General features: G+C 71.4%; 14 protein-coding genes. 2 read left to right on the top strand and 12 right to left on the bottom strand.

The features are described 5' to 3' along the window. Positions 1–186 precede the first annotated feature (186 nt). From ACFYXU_RS22855 to ACFYXU_RS22835, 5 genes are all read right to left on the bottom strand, one after another. Positions 187–1479 carry a cyanophycinase gene (locus ACFYXU_RS22855; RefSeq protein ID WP_389406986.1) on the bottom strand — a complete coding sequence of 431 codons (1293 nt, stop codon included), beginning with the start codon at positions 1477–1479 and terminating at the stop codon, positions 187–189. A 253-nt stretch (positions 1480–1732) separates the two neighbouring features. After that, positions 1733–2938, bottom strand: a complete 1206-nt coding sequence (locus ACFYXU_RS22850) for a M20 family metallopeptidase (protein ID WP_389406985.1) — start codon at positions 2936–2938, stop codon at positions 1733–1735. Beyond that, the gene (locus tag ACFYXU_RS22845) at positions 2935–3687 is read right to left on the bottom strand and encodes an amino acid ABC transporter ATP-binding protein (protein WP_376510177.1); all 753 of its coding nucleotides are present in this window, start codon (positions 3685–3687) and stop codon (positions 2935–2937) included. Before ACFYXU_RS22845 ends, ACFYXU_RS22850 begins: the two co-directional genes overlap by 4 nt. Positions 3688–3695: 8 nt before the next feature. Further along, complete coding sequence (locus ACFYXU_RS22840; protein ID WP_389406984.1) at positions 3696–4658, bottom strand: amino acid ABC transporter permease; 963 nt, start codon at positions 4656–4658, stop codon at positions 3696–3698. Between the two features lie 2 nt (positions 4659–4660). Beyond that, positions 4661–5608, bottom strand: coding sequence for an ABC transporter substrate-binding protein (locus ACFYXU_RS22835; RefSeq protein ID WP_389406983.1), 948 nt, complete (start codon positions 5606–5608; stop codon positions 4661–4663). A gap of 319 nt (positions 5609–5927) precedes the next feature. On the opposite strand from ACFYXU_RS22835, the gene ACFYXU_RS22830 reads away from it, so the two are divergent. Beyond that, entirely contained in the window at positions 5928–7355 is a 1428-nt protein-coding gene (locus ACFYXU_RS22830) for a pre-peptidase C-terminal domain-containing protein (protein WP_389459583.1), read from the top strand. A 69-nt stretch (positions 7356–7424) separates the two neighbouring features. Here the strand turns inward: ACFYXU_RS22830 and ACFYXU_RS22825 are convergent, their stop codons facing one another. Both ACFYXU_RS22825 and ACFYXU_RS22820 read right to left on the bottom strand, forming a co-directional pair. Then, complete coding sequence (locus ACFYXU_RS22825; protein WP_389406981.1) at positions 7425–7931, bottom strand: TspO/MBR family protein; 507 nt, start codon at positions 7929–7931, stop codon at positions 7425–7427. Positions 7932–8051: 120 nt separating this feature from the next. After that, positions 8052–8768 (bottom strand): nitroreductase family protein, encoded by a 717-nt coding sequence (locus tag ACFYXU_RS22820; RefSeq protein WP_376510086.1) that lies wholly within the window; start codon positions 8766–8768, stop codon positions 8052–8054. Between the two features lie 123 nt (positions 8769–8891). On the opposite strand from ACFYXU_RS22820, the gene ACFYXU_RS22815 reads away from it, so the two are divergent. Then, positions 8892–10358, top strand: coding sequence for an MFS transporter (locus ACFYXU_RS22815; RefSeq protein ID WP_389459580.1), 1467 nt, complete (start codon positions 8892–8894; stop codon positions 10356–10358). An 83-nt stretch (positions 10359–10441) separates the two neighbouring features. Here ACFYXU_RS22815 and sbnA read toward each other — a convergent pair whose 3' ends face one another. Genes sbnA through ACFYXU_RS22790 form a run of 5 tightly spaced genes read right to left on the bottom strand, consistent with a single transcriptional unit; the run spans position 10442 to position 18649 of the window. Next, positions 10442–11449, bottom strand: a complete 1008-nt coding sequence (gene sbnA / locus ACFYXU_RS22810) for a 2,3-diaminopropionate biosynthesis protein SbnA (RefSeq protein WP_389406980.1) — start codon at positions 11447–11449, stop codon at positions 10442–10444. Between the two features lie 51 nt (positions 11450–11500). Then, entirely contained in the window at positions 11501–12571 is a 1071-nt protein-coding gene (gene sbnB, locus ACFYXU_RS22805; protein ID WP_389459578.1) for a 2,3-diaminopropionate biosynthesis protein SbnB, read from the bottom strand. Continuing rightward, positions 12568–13569: a TauD/TfdA family dioxygenase gene (locus tag ACFYXU_RS22800; protein ID WP_389406979.1), complete on the bottom strand. Its 1002-nt coding sequence runs from the start codon at positions 13567–13569 to the stop codon at positions 12568–12570. The genes sbnB and ACFYXU_RS22800 overlap by 4 nt, the downstream gene beginning before the upstream one ends. Further along, positions 13566–16094, bottom strand: a complete 2529-nt coding sequence (locus ACFYXU_RS22795; protein WP_389459576.1) for an amino acid adenylation domain-containing protein — start codon at positions 16092–16094, stop codon at positions 13566–13568. Before ACFYXU_RS22795 ends, ACFYXU_RS22800 begins: the two co-directional genes overlap by 4 nt. Beyond that, entirely contained in the window at positions 16091–18649 is a 2559-nt protein-coding gene (locus ACFYXU_RS22790; RefSeq protein WP_389459574.1) for a Pls/PosA family non-ribosomal peptide synthetase, read from the bottom strand. Before ACFYXU_RS22790 ends, ACFYXU_RS22795 begins: the two co-directional genes overlap by 4 nt. Positions 18650–18882 lie beyond the last annotated feature (233 nt).

Here is an 18882-nt window from a genome sequence, read left to right as displayed (position 1 = left end):
GGGACCTTCCTCGGGTGACTGGCCGGGTGGAGGCCTGGCGGGGCTCCACCCGACTCGGGCTGAAGCGGAGCGGATCTCTGCGGCGCGTTGTCTCCTCGCTCTGCGCGCCGCGAACGCAGACGCGCACGGTGTACGCGGCGGGGGCCCGGAGCGGTCCGTCCGGGTCGCCGGGGCCCCTCCTCGGTGTCACCTGGGGGCTATGCCGATCCGCATGCCGATCAGGGTCTGCGGGTTCACTCCGTCGTTCGTCCAGGCGGAGAAGCCGCCGGTCTTGCTGAAGGTGACGTCGAAGCGCGGCCCGGACTCGAACGTGCCGGCGGTCGCCGTGTTCTGTGCGCGCGTGGCGGCGAGGGTGCGGGCCGTGGTGCGGAAGGAGTAGGGGGTGCCGTCCGGGTTGGCCGGTGAATAGAAGACGTCTGGGTTGGCCGGCACCGGGGCCGTGCTCGTGGGCCTCATCGGCCGCTTGTCCGCCGCGGGCCGGACGGCCCAGGTCCGCGCGTCGTACTGGTCCCGGTCGGTGAGGTAGGTGTAGCGGGCGCCGTCCAGGGACCAGCCGGCGGTGGTCGTGCGGGTACGGGCGTCACGCAGGTCGAGCACGGCCACTCCGTTGGGTCCCAGCACGGTGATGTGCTCCCTGTTCGTGCCGGGACGGTCGACGACCAGGGCCGTGTTCTCCTCCAGGGCGTAGACACGGTCGTGTCGGGTGTCCGCGGCGAGGCGGAGGGCGCGGCCCTCCCGGCCGTATGTGCCGGTGTGGGTGTCGATGAGTCCGGACCGCAGGAATCCGAAGCCGCCTTCGGGGATGTAGGCCAGGCGGGTCGGGTCTTCGAAGTAGCCGGGGGCGCTGCCGTCGCGGAGGCCTTCGTAGGATTCTCCGCCGCTGACCATGTCCCGGCCGGATGCGATCTGGGCGCCGGCGGAGGATCCGGCGACGACGGCTCCGTGGGCGAGCTTGGCGCGGATGGCGGCGAGGACCTTGGAGTCCGTGTGCCGGGAGCCGTGCAGGAGGGTGGTGAGGTAGCGGTACTGGTCTCCGCCGCCGAAGAAGAAGCCGCTCATGGAGTTGATCTGGGCGACGACGGCATCCGAGTCTGCGTTGGCGACGTGGTCGATGTCGAGCGGGATCCACTGCGCGTCGCCGGCACCGTGCCGTTTGAACAGTCCGGCGTAGTAGGCCCCGTTGCAGGCGGAGTTGCTGCACCGGTCGGGGTCGTTCGCGTCGGGGTCCTGGCTCTCGGGCACGGAGGCCGCCGTGATCACGCCGATGCGTGCGGTGGGACCGCCGGCGCGCTTGATGATCTCGCCGTAGACCTGGGTGTTGTCGTCCTTCAGCCCGCCCCCGACGAGGACGAGCGATCCGCCGGGGACGTGCTGGCCGGACGGAATCGCCTGGGCGGCGGGGGCCGCGCCGGTCAGCAGGACGAGGGCGATGCCGACGGCGAGAAGGGTACGGCGGGTGGAGCCGGGGTGGGTGCGCATGGTGCCTCCGACGTCTTCTGGATGGGTGGGGACGGGGCCGCCGCCCGCCGCTCGCGTCGCGCGCGGCGGCGGCATCGGCCTGGTTCGACGGCGGGGCCGGGAAGTCCGCCGACTGGGCCTGGTTGTCGGGCGGAGAGGCCGGAACGTCTCCCGACGGGGCCTGGCCTGAGTGTCTGCCGGAGAGTGGGGGACGTCTGCCGGAGAGGCCCGGATGTCTGCCGGCGAGCGGCGGCGATGACCGTGGCGGTGTGTATTACGCCTGGCCGAGTGAGGCGATGAGGGCGGCCAGGACCGCGATGCGCTGCGGCACGCTCGTGACGTCCAGCCACTCCTGCGGGGTGTGGTCGGCGCCTCCGATGGGTCCCAGGCCGTCGAGGGTGGGCACTCCCATGCCGGCGATGAGGTTCGCGTCGCCGACTCCCCCGGTGGCCGCGGCGCCCAGTTCGATGCCGAGGGCTCCTGCCGCTGCCCGGGCCGCGGCGAACATGCGCCGGGACGCCGGGGTGTCCTCCATGGGCGGGCACAGGTCGAGCTGCTCGACCGTGACGGTGGTCCCGGCCACCGCGGGGTGGTCCGCCGCGTCCTGGAGGGCTTCGCGGACGCGCCGCACATCCGCGGTGGTCGCCGCGCGGACCTCGACGCGCAGTTCGGCCTCCGGGCAGACGATGTTGGGGCGGGTCCCGGCGCGTATGACGCCCACGTTGACGGTGACGTCGTCCCAGTGCCCGTTGAGCGCCTGGAGCCGCACGATCAGGTGCGCGGCGGCCAGTGCCGCGTTGGCGCCGCGTTCCGGCTCGATGCCGGCGTGGGCGGCGCGTCCGGTGACGGTCAGGCGGAAGTCGGCCACGCCCTTGCGGGCGATGACGAGGTCGCCGTTCTCCCGGGCGCATTCGAGGCCGAGGCCGTAGTGCACGTCGGCGGCGGTGTGCTCGATGACGCCGCGGCCGGCCGGGGAGCCGATCTCCTCGTCCGGGGTGGCGAGGAAGACCAGTTCGGCGTACGCGTCGATGCCGTGTTCGTCGAGGATCTCCAGGGCGGTGAGGCCGGCGAGCAGGCCTCCCTTGTCGTCGCTGACGCCGGGGCCGACGGCGATGGAGCCGTGCAGGCCGAAGGGGCGCTCGGCCGCCGTACCGTCGTCGAAGACGGTGTCCATGTGTCCGGCGAGCAGGACCTTGCGGCCTCCGTCGGCCTCGGCCAGGCGGCCCTTCTTGCGGGCGACGAGGGCATCGCCCGCCCGGTGGCCGTCCTGCGGGGGGAACGGGACGCGCTCGACGGAGAAGCCCAGGCGGGCCAGCCGGTTCTGGACCCAGTCGGCGACGCGGTTGACGCCGTCGGGCGAGTAGGAGCCGGAGTCGATGGAGACGAGCGTTTCGAGGTCCTCGAGGTACTGGGCATGTCGGGTGCGGGCCAGGTCGAGCAGTTCCGCGGCCAGCTGCTGCTGGCGGACCGGCGCGCTCACAGGACCTTCGACAGGAACGCGCGGGTGCGCTCGTGCTCCGGGTCGACGAGGACCCTGCGGGGGTCGCCGGCCTCGACGACGATTCCCTCGTCCATGAAGACGGCGGTGTCGCCCACCTCGCGCGCGAAGCCGATCTCATGGGTGACGACGACCATGGTCATGCCGTCGGCGGCGAGCCGGCGCATGACGTCCAGGACGTCACCGACGAGCTCGGGGTCGAGGGCTGAGGTCGGCTCGTCGAAGAGCATCAGCTTGGGCTTCATGGCCAGGGCGCGGGCGATGGCGACGCGCTGCTGCTGTCCGCCGGACAACTGGGCCGGATAGTGACCGGCCCGGTCGCCGAGACCGACCTGCCGCAGCAGCAGGTGCGCCTGCTCGCGGGCGTCCGCCTTGGACACGGCGCCGACCTTCACCGGTGCCTCGGTGATGTTCTCCAATGCCGTCATGTGCGGGAAGAGGTTGAACCGCTGGAAGACCATGCCGATGTCCCGGCGGCGCGCGGCGACTTCTCGCTCGCGCAGTTCGTGGAGCTTGTCGCCGCGCCGGCTGTAGCCGACGAGCTGTCCGTCGACGGCGAGCCTGCCGCCGTCGACCTTCTCCAGGTGGTTGATGCACCGTAGGAAGGTGGACTTGCCGGAACCGGAGGGACCGAGGAGGCAGCAGACCTGCCCGCGGTCGACCGTGAGGTCGATGCCCTTGAGGACCTCGAGTCTCCCGAAGTGCTTGCGGACGCCTTCAGCCCGCACCATGGAAGCGCTCATCGCCCTTCCTCCTTGTTGTTCCTGCCGACCAGGCCGGCCGCGCCGCCGAGCATGCGGCGCAGGGGGGAGGCGTGACCGGGTCGGGCGGTGCCGCGGCCGTAGCGTCGTTCGAGCCAGGCCTGGGGGACGCTGAGCAGCGTGACCAGGGCGAGGTACCAGAGGCTGGCGACCACGAGCATGGGGATGACCTGGTAGTTCTGGGCGTACACGTCCTGGATGTTCGACATCAGGTCGTGAGCCGAGATGACGGAGACCAAGGCGGTCATCTTCAGCATGTTGATGGTCTCGTTGCCCATCGGCGGGATGATCACCCGCATGGCCTGGGGCAGGACGATCCGGCGCATGGTGAGCGCGGGGCGCATCCCGAGCGAGTGGGCCGCCTCGGCCTGTCCGGGGTCGACGGACTGGATGCCGGCGCGGACGATCTCGGAGGCGTAGGCGGCCTCGTTCAGTCCGAGCGCGAGGAGTGCGGCGATCGCGGGGGTGAGCAGGGTGTTGGTCTCGGCCTGGAAGAAGGTGATGTCGGTGAAGGGGATCCCGATCTTCACGTAGTGGTACAGCGCGGCGGCGTATCCCCAGAAGATGATCTGTACGAGCAGCGGGGTGCCTCGGAAGACCCAGACGAAGCCGGTGGCCAGGCCGTGGAGGACCGGGCTGGTGGAGAGGCGCATCACCGCGATGAGCGTGCCCAGGCCCAGGCCGAGTGCCATGGCGGCGGCGGTCAGCCAGAGCGTGGTGCCCAGTCCGTCGAAGATGAGGTCCGCGAAGAGGTACTTCCCGACGACGTCCCAGTGCAGGTTGTCGTTCTTCGCGAGGGAGCCTACGAGGCCGACCAGCGCCAGCAGCGAGGCTGCCGCCGCGATCCACCGGCCGTAGTTGCGGACCGGGACGATGTCCAGGTCACCGGTGCTGTCGCCGACCGTGGCGGGGGGCACGGCGGGTGCCTTGATGTCGGTCATCTCTAGTCCACCGCCGCGTTCTTGGTCGCTTCCTCGACCGCGATGGAGGGGACGCCGTACTTGTCGTAGATCCGCAGGAGGGTGCCGTCGTCGATCAGGGATTGCAGCGCCTTCTGGATGGCGTGCGTCAGCTCGGGCTGCTTCTTGCTGACGGCGATGCCGTTGGGCGAGGCGTTGTAGCCGCCGGGCGCGGCGGGGTCCTCGGCGAGGTCAAAGGCCTTGCCGCCGTCCGCGGTCTTGGCGACCCATCCGGCCGCGGGCTTGGTGAGGACCTGGGCGACGACCTTGCCGGACCGGAGGGCGAGCTGCGCGTCGGAGTCCTTGGGGAAGGTCTGGATGTCGATCTGTCCCTTCCCGGCCTTGGCGCAGACCGTCTGGTGCTTCTTGAGCAGGTCGAGCTGGTTGGTCGCGGCCTGGACCGCGGCCTTCTTCCCGCACAGGTCGTCCAGCGTGGTGATGTCGCCGGGGTTGCCGTCGGCGACGAGGATTCCGGAGCCGGACCGGGAGTAGTCGACGAAGTCGACGACCTGCTGGCGCTCCTTGTTGTCGGTCATGGCCGACATGGCGGCGTCGAACCTGCCCGCCTGGATGGCCGGGACGATCCCGTCGAACTTCTGCGGCGTGAAGGCGAAGGTGACGCCGAGCTTGCCTCCGAGCGCCTGGCCCAGGTCGTGGTCCAGGCCGGTGAGGGTGCTCGCGCCCTCCTTCACGAACATCTCGAAGGGCGGGTAGGGCACGTCGGTGGCCACGCGGACCTTTCCGGCCTTCTTGATCTGCTCCGGAAGCATGTCGTGGAGGCTCTGGTCCTTCTTGATCTCCACACCGGCGACCGAGACGTCTGCGCCGGTGGCGACGGCGGGCGGATCGCTGACGCCGCAGGCGGCGAGCGTCGCAAGAGCACAGACAGCCGTCACGGACGTCAGCGCGCGGCGGGCGGGACGAGTGTTCATCGCGGTGGAACCTCTCGAGGGGACTCTGCCGACGCTTTCGAGCCGTCGGCGCACACCAGGGAAGTTACAGATCAATCGAAAGATTGACTAGCTGTACTTCACGTTACGTTCGCGTAACGCGGCGAGTTCTGGCATAAGGAGTGACCCTGAGCTGCATCTTTCGGTGCCGGACAGCTCCGGCGCGTACGAAATTCGGCTTACATCTTCCCGAACAGGGTGGTGTCTTGTAAGTTCCGCTACCAACCTCGCCGGCTCATACGCAGCGTCGCTTTCAGCCGACCGCTGAGGCCTCCCCCACTCCCTCCACCGAGGAGTCCAGATGGCGTCACGACTCTCCCTCAGCTCCGCCGCCGCGGCCGTCGCGCTGATATCGGTCGCTCTCACGCTCACCTCCCAGCCCGAAGCACACGCCAACGCGAGCAGGATCCGCCTGGGCAGCGCCTCGGACGTCAGCCGGGCGTCCTGGAACGGGCCGGCCTTCACCATGAACGGCTCCGGCGCGGTCGTTCCCGCGTCCATGAGCCGGGCCATCACCGACATCAGTGGCGGCACCGGATCCATCGACGTGGTCGTCCTCGCCGGTTCGGCTCCGACATCGGGCAGCGCGACGCCCGAATGCGACGCCGTCATGAGCCTGACCGGCGTCAACTCCTGCACCACCTGGACGCTCACCGTCGCCGCCGACGGCAACAACAGCCAGGTCAACGCCGACGTGCGCAACGCGGAGTTCGTCTACTTCGCGGGGGGCGACCAGTGCCGGTACGCCGGGTGGAAGGGCACCGCCCTGGAGGCGTCCGTCGAGTCCGTCGTCGCCAAGGGCGGAGGTTCCGGTGGCGGCAGCGCGGGCCACCACATCAACAGCCCCATCGTCTACGACGCCTGCAACGGCAGCGTCACCAGCGCCGAGGCCCTCGCCAACCCGTACGACCGCTACGTCACCTTCACCACGGGCATGTTCCAGTGGCCCCACTACGCCGGCGTCATCAACGACTCCCACTTCGTCACCCGGGACCGCATGGGCCGCACCATGGCCTTCCTCGCCCGCGCCGTGAAGGACGGTCTGGCGCCCGGCGGGGCCGCCTGGGGTGTCGGCGTCGAGGAGGGCGGCTCGCTCTACCTCGACCGCGACGGCACGGCGACCCAGTACGGCAAGGACGCGTACGCCGTCCTCGCCGACCACCAGCCCGAGCAGGCCGTGGACCGCAAGCCACTGACGTACTCCGGGTTCAAGATCTGGCGCCTGACCCCCGGCTCGACCTTCGACTTCAAGAACCGTCCGAGCTGCGGCTACTACCTGCGCAGCGTCGACAACGGCGTCGCCGACTCCAGCCTCTACAGCGGCGCCCCGCAGACGAACTGCGGGAGTCAGACCGGCGGCGGCACGCTGGCGGAGAGCGAGCCGAACGACACCCGTGACACCGCCGACGACGCCACCCCCCTGGCCGCGCAGGCCACGGTCACCGGCAGCATGAAGTCCACGACCGACCGCGACTACTTCAGGGTCGGCCTGAACGCAGGCCAGAGCATCCAGGTCGACTGCGCCGTCCCGAACGCCTACGACGCCGACCTGTACTGGCTGGACTCGACCGGGAGCACGCTGGCGCGCTCCGTCAACAACGGTACCGGGGCCGACGAGTCGCTCGGATTCACCCGGACCGCATCCGGCACGGGCACCTACTACCTCGAGCTGGAGGCCTACAGCGGCTCGGGCTCCTCGGCCTACACCTGCACCACGACCAAGAGCTGACCCGCCCGGGCCCCCTGGACGGCAGGCTGCCGTCCAGCGGGCCGCACCAGCCTCGGAGCGCGGCCCCCGTCAGGTGTTCCGGCGCACGATCGCGGCGTTCAGTCCGGTGGCGAAGGCGCTCCAGGCCGCGTACGGCAGCAGCGTGTACGCGGTCGTGGCGTCGACGCGTGCGGTCCGGCGGATCAGTTCGGCGTTGCTGAGGTCGAGCAACGCGCAGCCGACGAGGCCGGCACGAGGGCTGCGCAGCCGGAAGAAGAGCCAGTTCCATCCGGCGTTGAGGGCGAGGTTGCACGCGACACTCGCGAGGAGCCGACGCCGCCGCGCTCCCTCCGTGATGCCCAGCGCATGTCCGGAGGCGTACGCGAGGGTCGCGTAGAGCGGTGTCCACACGGCTCCGAAGGCCCACGGGGGCGGCTGCCACGACGGCTTGCGCAGCGAGCGGTACCAGGAGCTGCGGGGATCCACCGCCATCCCGCCCGCCACCGCGGTGGCCGCCACGCCCGCCGCGGCAAGCCCGTACCAGAGCGCGCGCTCGTCGCGCGCGGGGGTCTTCGCGTTTCTGCTCTCGGTGTCCACGAGGCACGGGTTCCCCGCGCGAGGTGTTTTCTCACGCGGGCGCACCGTCGACATGCCGTGCCTGGTCGCGTCGCGCGGCTCGGACGCGGCGTGCTTCCTCCAGGTCACGGCTCGTGAGAGCTACCAGCCGTTGAGGTGTACGACTTCCGACACCGGGCGGCGGCGGACGGGGCCGAAGTTGCCCATCGGCCGGCCGACGGGTATCGCGGCGAAGGTGCGCATGTCCTCCGGGATGCCGAGGGCCTGCTTCCACTCCTCTTCCAGCATCAGGTGCCAGATCGTGATGTTCGCGGCGAGACCGAGGCCCCGGGCGGCGAGCAGCAGATTCTGGACACCCGGATAGACGCAGGATCCTTCCGCCAGAGCCATGAAACGTTCCTGCGTCTCCATCATGCGCTGGGTCGCCACGGGACCCAGGGCCTGCGCGGAGGCGACGTACCCCTCCTCCGTCACCCTCGGCGCGGGGAACTGATAGCAGGGGATGACCAGCGCGGGGGTGTCGGCGAAGTGGTCCCGCTGGTACTCGATCGCGGCGACCATCCGGCCGTACGCGGCCTCGTCCATCCCCTCGGGAGCCAGCGCGCCCGTCGTGGCGAGGTAGGCGTCGACGCAGCGCTCCCACAGGGGGGCGAGCCGGGCCATGACGTCCCGGTCGGTGACGACGACGTACTCGAAGCGCTGCATGTTGCCACCGCTGGGGCCCCAGACCGCGGCCTGGACGAGTCGCTCGACGAGGGCCTCGGAGAGCGGTTCGGGCTTCAGGCGGCGCATGGCGCGCATGGTGGACATGGTGTCGAAGAGCCGCGGGTCGGCGCCCGCGTCGATGAAGTCGTTCATGATCGCGGAGTGTAGACCTCACACGTCCCCGGGCAGAGGGGGCCGGGGAAGTCCGCGTCCTGTGTGCGCTCCGCGGGGTCCGGGCGCATTCTGAGAAAGGGAGACACGGACGGGAGAGCCCCGATGGGAGCGAGCACGGACGGATCGCCGGTCGGGCGGGTGTTCTCCCGGCGGGACAAGGCGGTCATCGCGGCGGCGTCGCTCTCGATGCTGCTCGTGCAGATGGACTGGTTCGCGCTCAATCTGATGCTGCCGGTGATCGCGCGTGACTTCGGCGAACCCTCGACCGACCTTCAGTGGCTGGTCAGCGGATACATGCTCGCCCTGGGCGCCCTGATGATCATCGGAGGGCGCGTGGCCGACGTCCACGGCCGACGCACGGTTCTCGTGGTGGGTCTGAGCGGGTTCGCCGCGGTGTCCGTCCTGTGCAGCGCCGCTCAGAACGCGGGCTGGCTCGTCGCCGGCCGGGTGGCACAGGGAGCGAGTGCCGCGTTGATCTTCCCGGTGGCCGTCGCGGTCGTCACCGCCTACTTCCGTGACGGGCGACAGGCACGGGCGGTCGGCACCGTGCTGGCGTTCAGTGCCGTGGGCACGGCCCTCGGCCCCTTCGTGGGAGGTGTGTTCGCCGAGCACGTCAGCTGGCGGGCGGTCTTCCTGCTCAACGTGCCCCTGTGCGCCGTCGCCGTGTTCCTGATGCTGCGCCACGTCGACGACACGCGTGACCCCCATGCGAGTCGGCGACTGGACGTCCCGGGGGCCCTGACCATCGCGGGCGGGCTCACCGCGCTCATGCTCGCCGTCGACCAGGGTGCCCGGTGGGGGTGGGGCTCGCCGGCCACCGTCACCGTGTTCCTCGTGGGGATCGCCCTCCTCGTCGGCTTCCTCGTCATCGAACGACGGGCGTCGGAACCGCTCCTTGATCTGTCCCTGCTGCGCAACCGCCCCTTCGTGACGGTCATGCTCGCCGGCTCCGTGTCGAACATCGTGTACTGCCTGGTCGCGGTCCTGTCCGCGCTCTACCTCCAGCAGGCTCGCGGCCTCTCGCCCCTGGACGCGGGGCTCATCTTCCTGGCGCTGTCCGTCGGCGCCGGCGGCGCGAGCTACTGGTCCGGGCACCTCGCCGAACGGTGGCGTCCTGAAGCCCTCATGGCCGCCGGAATGGTGCTCAGCGGAGGGAGCCTGCTGGTCCTCACCTGGTCGGACCCCCTCGTCCTCTACACGGCGGTCTTCGTCGTGGTGGGCATCGGGCTGGGGCTCGGGTGGGCGCTGACCAACACCGCGACCCAGTCGTACGTGCCCGCCGGACGGCTCGCGGCCGCCTCGGGTCTCGTCCTGACCTCCCTGGTCCTGCTCGGCGGGGTCGCGGTGGCCGTCGCCGCGACCGTTCTCGAGGCGATCAGCGGATCGGCGCAGTCGGCCGCGTCGGACGGGCCCGCCCTCCGGACGGTGCTGCGGGCGGCGGCGGTTCTGGCCCTGCTGGGTGCCGTCCCCCTGGTGCCCCTGGCCCGCGGCGGAGTCCGCGGGGAGCCCACCCAGGACCGACGCCCCCGGACGAACTCGGGCCGCGTCCGCCCCCGTACGTCCGACTGACGTCGGGCACGACGAGGGCCGGGAGGCCCCGGTGCGGTGATCCGCTCGGCCGCGGCCGACGGACCAGCCGTCCGTCGTGGGTCTCAGGCAGCCGGCCCGCCGCTCGTGCTCCGGGCGGGTGCGGGCCGTAGCACGGGATCGGTGTCCAGGGCGTCGGCGCCGTAGAGGGCTTGTACCCAGTTCGACTGGTAGACGGTGTCGAGATAGCGCTCGCCGAGGTCCGGGGAGATCGCCACGCAGGTGAGGTCCTCCTCGTGGTGGGCGTCGAGCCAGTCCGTCGCGCCGCTGACGACCGTTCCGGTGGATCCTCCGAAGAGGAATCCGCGACTGGCCATGGCCCGGCACGTACGGATCGTGTCGGACTCCTCGACCCGGACCACTTCGTCCACGTAGCCCTGGTCGAGCAGAGGTGGTCTCATGCTCATGCCGAGCCCCGGAATCATCCGGCGCCCCGGGCGGTCGCCGAAGATGGCGGATCCGACGGTGTCCACGGCGACGATGCGCACCGGCCGGTTCCAGGTCCGGAAGTACCGCGCGCAGCCCATCAGGGTGCCCGCGGTGCCGACACCGACGAACAGGACGTCGATCCGGGGGAAGGCCCGCGCGATCGCGGGTGCCGTCCTACGGTAGTGGGCCTTCCAGTTGTCCGGATTCGCGTACTGACTCAGCCACGTGTAGCGGGGGTCAGCGGCGCAGAGGCCGCGGACGGTGTTCAGCCGGGCGGCCAACAGGCTGCTGTCGCCCGCCTCCGACATGACGATCACGTGGGCGCCGAGTGCCTCCATCATCAGGCGCGTCGTGAGGTTGCACCGTGTGTCGGTGACACAGACGAACGCGTAGCCCTTGCTCGCGGCGACGACGCTGAGTGCCACGCCCAGGTTGCCGGAGGAGGACTCGACCAGGATGGAGTCCGCGTCGAGCACGCCCCTCCGCTCGGCCGATTCGACCATCTCGACGGCGGCCTTGATCTTGATGGAGCCCGCGAAGTTGAAGCCTTCGCACTTCAGGAAGAGCGGCCGGCCGAGCGCCGGCATCAGGTCGACGTAGAGATCGTCCTCGTTGAAGTCGTGAGGTGCGGTGATGACGGGCACGGTGCTCTCCTCTGGGGTTCGAAGGCCGGTCGGCGGGGTCGCGGCGCTTGTTCATCCGTACCGGCTCAGCTCGTCGAAGAAGTCGTCGACGACGGCGAGTTCGCCGGAGCCTGCCAGCCGGTCGTAGACGTACTTGCCCACGGCGAGGTCGAGGACGCCGAGACCGAACGGCGAGAAGATCGCGGTCCTGTCCGACGGCACGGAGACCCGGCCGGACATCACGTCGGCGAGCGTCCCGTGGACGAAGTCCCTGTTGCCGGTCAGTCTCTCGGTGAGATGGGGGGACGTCTGGGCGCGCAGGCAGTGGTCCGGGTCGTCGACGATGTTCGTGCCGGACAGCAGGATCTCGGGGGCGAGATCGCGCAGGGATATGTGCAGGACCACCGGATGGTGCGCGAACCACGACGGCTCGGTGATGTGCGGGGTGGCCGCCACGGTGGCGAAGACCACCAGGTCGCTGGCCCGGACGAGTTGCCGGGGGTCGCTGTGCACGGTGATCCGCCCGTCGGCGCCGGACTGCTCCAGGTAGGTCCGGAAGCCCGCTGCGCTCTCGGCGGAGCGGTCGTGGACGCCGATGTCGGTGAAGGACCAGCCGGTGCCCCGGAGGTACGTGTGGATGTAGCGGGCGATGAGGCCCGTGCCGATGAAGCCCACGCGCGTGGCCCGCGGCCTCCCCCGGCTGAGCCAGTCGGCGGCGGACGCGGCGGAGGCCGCCGTCCGCACGGCGCTGATGACGGAGCTCTCCATGCAGGCGAAGGGGTATCCGGTCACCGGGTCGTTGAGGATGAGGACGGCGGACGCCCGCGGGATCCCCGACCGGACGTTCGCCGGGAAGCTGGAGATCCACTTGAGTCCGTCGACGCCGGACGTCCCGGAGAGGGAGGCCGGGAGGGCGATGATGCGCGCGGTCGTCCGGTCGGGGAAGCGGAGGAAGGTCGAAGCGGGGTTCACCGTCCGGCCATCGGCGTGCAGGCGGTAGGCCGATTCGACGATGTCCTTCACGGTCGGCTCCTGGCCTTCGAGGACCTGCTTCACCTGGCGCCCCGGGACGACGGCGAAGGGGGGGACCGAGACCTCCGTCGGGGGCGCGGCCGGTGCGGGCAGGGGATGTACGGCGTTCATGTCACTGCGCTCCCGGTCCGCCCCTCGGGCGTCGTCTGCCGTTTCGGGTCCGCCATCGCGACCACGACCCGGCGGGGGCCCTCGTAGGGTTCCCGGCTGTGCGCGGTCCGGACGTTGTCGACGAGCATCAGGTCGCCGTCCCGCCACGGCCTGCGGACGGTGTGGGCCTCGTACGCCCTGTTGATGAGCTCGACGGTGTCGGCCGGGACGGGGTCGCCGTTGCCGTAGCGGGTGTCGAACGGCAGTCCGTCGGGGCCGTACTCGTCGACGAGGAACTGGCGCACCTCCGGGTCCATCGTCCACTGGTTGAGGAAGGCGATCTGGTTGAACCAGCAGCGCCGGCCGGTGTCCGGGTGACGCACGACGGCCCTGCGGTGCTGCCGGGTGCGCAGCGATCCGTCGGGGCGCCAGTCCGCGTCGATGCCGTTGGCGCGGCAGTACGCGCCGATCGCGGCGGGGTCGTCGGTCCCGAAGGCCTGGGAAAGGGAGGCGCCGATCTCCTCGTGGTAGGCCCGGGTGAGGATCCATCCCTCCGCTTCGAAGCGTTCCACCTCGTCCTCGGGCAGGGCGTCCAGGACGGCGGCGGCGTCGGCCAGGCCGGTCGCTCCGCCCGCGGTGGGGGCCTCCAGGCATGCGAAGCACAGCAGGCCGGGGAACTGTCCGGCGTAGCTCAGCTCGTGGTGCATGCACATGGGGCGCTGGGGCGGCCAGGCGGCCGACGAGTAGACACCGTCCGCGTACGGGGTACGGGGCGCGAAGCCCTCGGTCTCCCGGACCGGGCTCAGGTCCAGCTCCGTGAGGACGGCGACGACGTCGGAGACGGTGCGCAGACCGAGGCCCGTCACGACGGCCGCTCCGTGTGCGGCGACGAGGCCGAGCACGTCGGCGTGGTGTTCCGCCGCCCATCCGGCCGGTTCCACGGCTCCTGACGAGCCGTCGATCTCCGGTGGGGCCGACGGCACGGGTGCGCGGTGCCCTCGGAACAGTGAGGTCCTCATGTCGCCCTCCTAGGTCGTGTCGTGCCTTCGGGTGCTCGTCGGCTCGATGCGGCCGCCGGTGGATCGGTCACCCCTGTACGCGTGTCGATGAGTTCGGCCAGGGCCGCCAGGTTCGGTGAGGCCGTGAGTTCGCGCAGGGACACGACCCTGTCCAGCGTCACGGCGAGCCGCACGACGGTGAGGGACGTCCCGCCGAGGTCGGCGAACGCGTCGCCGCGCCGGATCGTGGAGGCGTCCCTGCCGAGGACCGCCGCCCAGGCCTCCGCCAGCCGCTCCTCGGTCCCCGGGCGGGGGGCGTCACCGTGCGTGTCACCGCGTACGAAGGTCTCGGCGAGGGTGGTGAGCGCCTTGCGGTCGGTCTTTCCGTTGGGAGTGAGCGGGAGCTCGTCCTGCCGGTGGAACAGGGTCGGGAGCATGAAGGCGGGCAGCATCTCGGCCAGCTGTCGGCGGAGGTGGTCGGAGTCGAGCGCGGGGTCGCCGGTGTGGAACGCGACGAGGTGGCGTCCGTGTCCTTCCGTGCCGGTGACGACGACCGCGCCGTCGCGTACGCCGGGCACGCGCAGCAGCGCGGCCTCGACGTCGCCGATCTCCACCCGGAAGCCTCGGATCTTGACCTGGGAGTCGCGGCGTCCCAGGAATTCGAGTCGTCCGTCGGGCAGCCAGCGGCCGACGTCCCCTCCCAGGTAGAGGCGCTCTCCGGGGTGGAACGGGTCGGGTCGGTAGCAGGCGGCGGTGCGTTCCGGGTCGTTGACGTAGCCGCGGCCCACACAGAGACCGGAGAAGGCGATGGTGCCCGGGGCCCCGAGCGGGACGGGCATCAGGTGGTCGTCCAGGACGTGGACGCGCGCGTTGCGGATCGGCCGGCCCAGCGGGATCCGGTCCTCCCGGGGCGCCTCGCGCATGACTTCGTGGTTGGTGTCGTCGGACGTCTCGGTGAGGCCGTACGCGTTGACGAGGCTGCTGCCGGGCCGGACGTGGAACCACCGTCGCGCGAGTCCGGCCGGGAGGGCCTCGCCGGTGACCGAGACGCACTCCAGGTCGGGCAGGGCGCGGGGCGCGCGTTCGAGGGCCGAGATCAGGACGTCGAGGTAGGAGGGTACGACCTGGAGGACGCCGACCCGTTCCTCGGTGATCAGGTCGAGGAACCGGTGGACGTCAAGGACCGCCTCCTGTTCCACCAGGAGCGTCCGGCCGCCGACCAGGGGGGCGGCGAGCAGCTGCCACAGGGAGATGTCGAAGCACTGCGAGGCCGTCTGCGCCACCACGGATCCCGCGCCGACGCCGAGGTCCTCGGTCTTGGCCAGGAGGTGGTTGAGCATGCCGGCGTGCTCGACCATCGCGCCCTTCGGCTCGCCGGTCGACCCCGAGGTGAAAAAGACGTACGCGAGGGCGTCGGCCGGTACGCGGATGCCGAGGTCACCGCCGTCGCCTCCGCTCTCCGCGACGGAGGGGGCGTCGATCACGTCGGGCGCCGTCGGCGCGGCGAGCGCCCGGTCGAGGTGTCGGGCGCTGCCCGGCTCGGTGAGGACGACGCGGCACGCGGCGCGGCCCAGCATGGTGGCGACGCGTTCGGGCGGGTAGTCGGGGTCGACCGGCAGGTAGGTGCCGCCCGCCTTGAGGACGGCGAGGACGCAGGCCATCCAGTACAGGTCGCGCGGGAGCACCACGGCGACCGTGTCCTCGGGGCGCAGCCCCCGGGCCAGGAGGGTGCGCGCAAGGCGGTTGGCCCGTACGTTCAGGTCCTGATAGGTCCACCGGCGCCCGCGGTGCACGGCGACGGCCCGGTCCGGGTGCAGGCGAGCACCGTCCTCGAACAGTTCGTGGAACCTCCGGTCCGGGAGGGTCCTTCGCGGTCCGCTGAGTCCGTCGACCTGGAACCGGATCTCGGCGGGTGAGAGCAGGGACTGGTGGTCGTGGCGGGCGTCCGGGTCGGTCAGGAGGTGGCGGAGTGCCTGGAGGTGGTACGCGGCGATCCGCGCGCCGGCGTCGCCGTCCAGGGTGTCGGTCCGGAACCGCAGCCTCAGGACGGGACGTCCGGCGTCCGTCCCGACGGTGAGGCAGAGGGTCGCGTCGGTGGGCAGGTGCGGTCCGTGGCCGTCCGGATCGAAGGCGGCTCGGGGCCGGCTCCGGGGAGTCGGTCCGGGCAGGTCGTGGAGCCGGGATCCCTCCCCGTCGCCGTACGGCTGTTCCGCACGGGCGGCGGCCCCGACGAGGTCCCGCCACGTCCCCGGGGCGACGGGCACCCGACACGGTGCGTAGCGTCCGGGCGCCGTCATCCGGGCGAGGGTCACCACCGACTCTCCGGAGAGCGCCGCGAGGACCTTCGCGTGGGCCGCCAGGTACAGCGCGGAGGGCGGCACGCCCAGCTCGTCGGCACGTCGGCGCAGCAGGGCGGCGGCGCCGTCCGGGAGTTCGACGGTCCGGGTCGCCACGCCTGGGACGGGCGTCGTGGTCCAGCGCGGCACCGGGGTCCATCCGTGCGTGGTCGGCGCGTCCGCGGCCAGTGCGTCACGCGTGACGGTCATCGGAACGCGCCTCCCTCGTCCGGGTGGCCGGCCGGACGGGCGGGGTTGCCGCCCCATCGGCCGTCGTCGGGCACGGTCTCGCCCTTCATGAGGAAGGCGTCGGGCGCCAGGTGCGCACGCGCCCCGATCTCCACGCCGTAGTGGACGAACGCGCCGACACCCAGGGTGGTGTCCGGTCCCAGGCTGCTCGGCTCCGACTTGAAGGCCCCGTCCTCCTGCGAGTGGCACTGCACGACGCTGCCCGCGTTGAGCGTGCAGCGGTCGCCGAGGGTCACCATGGACCGCTCGGGGAGGCTGCACCCGTCGTCGAAGACTCCCTTGCCGACGCGGACGCCCAGCATCCGCCAGACGGCGCACTTGAACGGCGTGCCGTTCAGGACGCGGAAGTACGCCTCGGCGGGCACCTTCCAGTACCGCTCCCGCCGCCAGAACCGCACGTCGTAGATCGAGCAGAACAGCGGACCGAGCGGGCCGAACAGGGTGACGATCCGCTCGACCACCACGTAGTAGACGACGGTGCACGGGAGCAGGGCGGCGTTGGCCAGGGCGAACGCCCACACCCCCGCCTGCCCGTAGAGGTCCGCGGCGCCGGCGAAGAGCAGGGTCACGAGGAAGAGGTAGAGCCAGGTGGTGAGCAGGTACCAGGCCATCGTCGTGGCGTTGTGGCGGCTCTTCGCCGCGAGGCGGCGCGCCAGCTCGTCGCCGGTGCGGATCTCGTCGAACGAGTGGTCGCGGAGCACGGAACGGGGGATCTCGAAGCTGGGGGATCCCAGCAGTCCGACGTTCTCCCGGACCGGCCCGTCCACGGGCACCATGACCTTGGTGGCGAGGAGGCAGTTGTCTCCCGTCCTGGCGCGCGCGGGGTAGGCGATCAGGTTGCCGAGGAAGCTGTGGGCGCCGACGCGGGTGGGCGACACGCGGAACGAGGTGCTCGAGTAGTCCGCGTTCATGAGGGAGAGGCCGTCGGCGATCATCGTCCCGCTGCCGATGTGGCTCATCAGGGGGCTCTCGTGCTTCACGACGGTCCCGAAGTTGGATCCGGTCTGCTCGACGTGGGAGAGGTGGTACCCGATCCAGCGCAGGTAGTGCACGACGGCGGCGCTGTCCCCGAAGAGGCGGTTCAGGCTCCGCCGGTTGGTCAGGACCGTCGACAGGCGGTGGACCGTGTGGTGGAGACCGTAGAGCGGGTACACGCGCCCGGGGACGACGATCCTGCCGGCCAGCCGCGACACCGCGGCCAGGAGCAGCAGGGCGACCGGTATCCCGCCGAAGAAGACGAGGGCGGTGAAGGCCAGCAGGTCCCCGTAGAAGCCCGGGTCGGAGAGGGCGGCAGGCCCGGGTTCCAGTACGGCCGCCAGTTGTGGGGTCCGGGAGAGCAGGACGTCCAGTCCTCCGACCGCGAGGGGCGCCAGGACGGCCACGGCGACGAGGACCTGTCCGATCCCGTGGACGGCCCGCCGCACGGTGCCGCAGGGGGCGGCCTCGACGGCCTGGTAGTCGCTGTCGGAGGGCTGGGCGGGCGACCCGTGCCAGTGCTCTCCGGCGGGGATGGCCTGCCCGGCGTGGAGTGAGGAGGCGTGACCGAGCTGGGAGCGGTCACCCATCGCGGTCCGGATGTCCAGGACCGTCGACTCGCTGACGACGACGGCTCGGCCGAGGGTGACGGGGCCGGTCTCGATCAGGGAGTCCCGGGCGCGGTAGCAGCTGATCTGGGCGTCCTTGCGGACGACCGTGTGCTCGCCGATGGACAGCAGGTCGGTGCAGACGGGCACGGTGCGGGTCAGGACGGTCACGCCGCGGCCCACGTGGGCGCCGAGCGCGCGCAGGTAGAGCGAGTACACGGGCGTACCTACGGTCAGCACCAGCGGATTCGCCCGGATCAGGGTCTTGACCAGCCAGAACCGCATGTAGCCGAAGCTCCAGATCCGGACACGTCCCGGCGTCCACCGCCCGACGAGCAGCCACTTCGCGAGGATGGGCAGGGCGCAGAGGATCAGGAGCACGGCGGCGCCGAAGAGCACGGACCGCAGGTAGTCGTCGAGCGGGCCGTCGCCCGCCGCGATCCACGCGTATCCCCCGGTGACGATGGCGGCGAGGAGCAGCGCGTAGCCGAGGTAGCTCAGGAGTTGCAGCAGGCCGCAGACGAACACACGGGGACGGCCGAGGGCGGAGGTCGGCTCCTCGCGCTCCTCGCCGCCCGGGTGGGCGCGGACCGCCTCGCGCGGCGCCGTCGCGGCGCCGGTCGCGGGTGCGGCGGCCGCTCCCGTGAGGGCGACGCTCAGGCTGCGGATGGTCGGATGCCGGTACACGTCCCGCATGGAGACGGGCGGCAGCCCGGTCTGCTTCCTCACCCGGGCGCAGAAGTGCGCCATGAGGAGCGAGTCGGCCCCCAGGTCACGGAAGAAGTCGCCGTCCGGTGGCACGGATTCCAGCTGGGCGACCTCGGCCAGCAGGCGGCCGAGGCGCTCCTCCACGGCGGCCGCGTCGATCCCGTCGGCACGTGCGGGGGCCAGGGCGACGGGGGGCGCCGCCGTCTCGAGCGGGTTGCCTCTCATGAGCGCTCTCCCTGCGGGGGGTGTGTCGTGCGCCGGAGTGCCCGGCGGACGTGGGCCGGTCTGACGTCCTCCGACCGTCGCGGTGGGGCTCGGGGTCGGTGGAGCGGGGGTCGGGGCCGGCGGCTCGTACAGGTGATTCGTGTCCGGGACCCGGCGGGATGTCCCGATCGCGGAATTCCTCCGAAGCCGTCGGGACGCGTGTCCCCGTCCTGCGGGGGCGGACGGCCCGCGCC

The sequence above is a fragment of the Streptomyces sp. NPDC002232 genome, assembly GCF_042890295.1.
Lineage (GTDB): Bacteria > Actinomycetota > Actinomycetes > Streptomycetales > Streptomycetaceae > Streptomyces.
The sequence above is the reverse complement of the archived record's forward strand: the minus strand, read 5'-3'. Positions and strand labels throughout refer to the sequence as shown.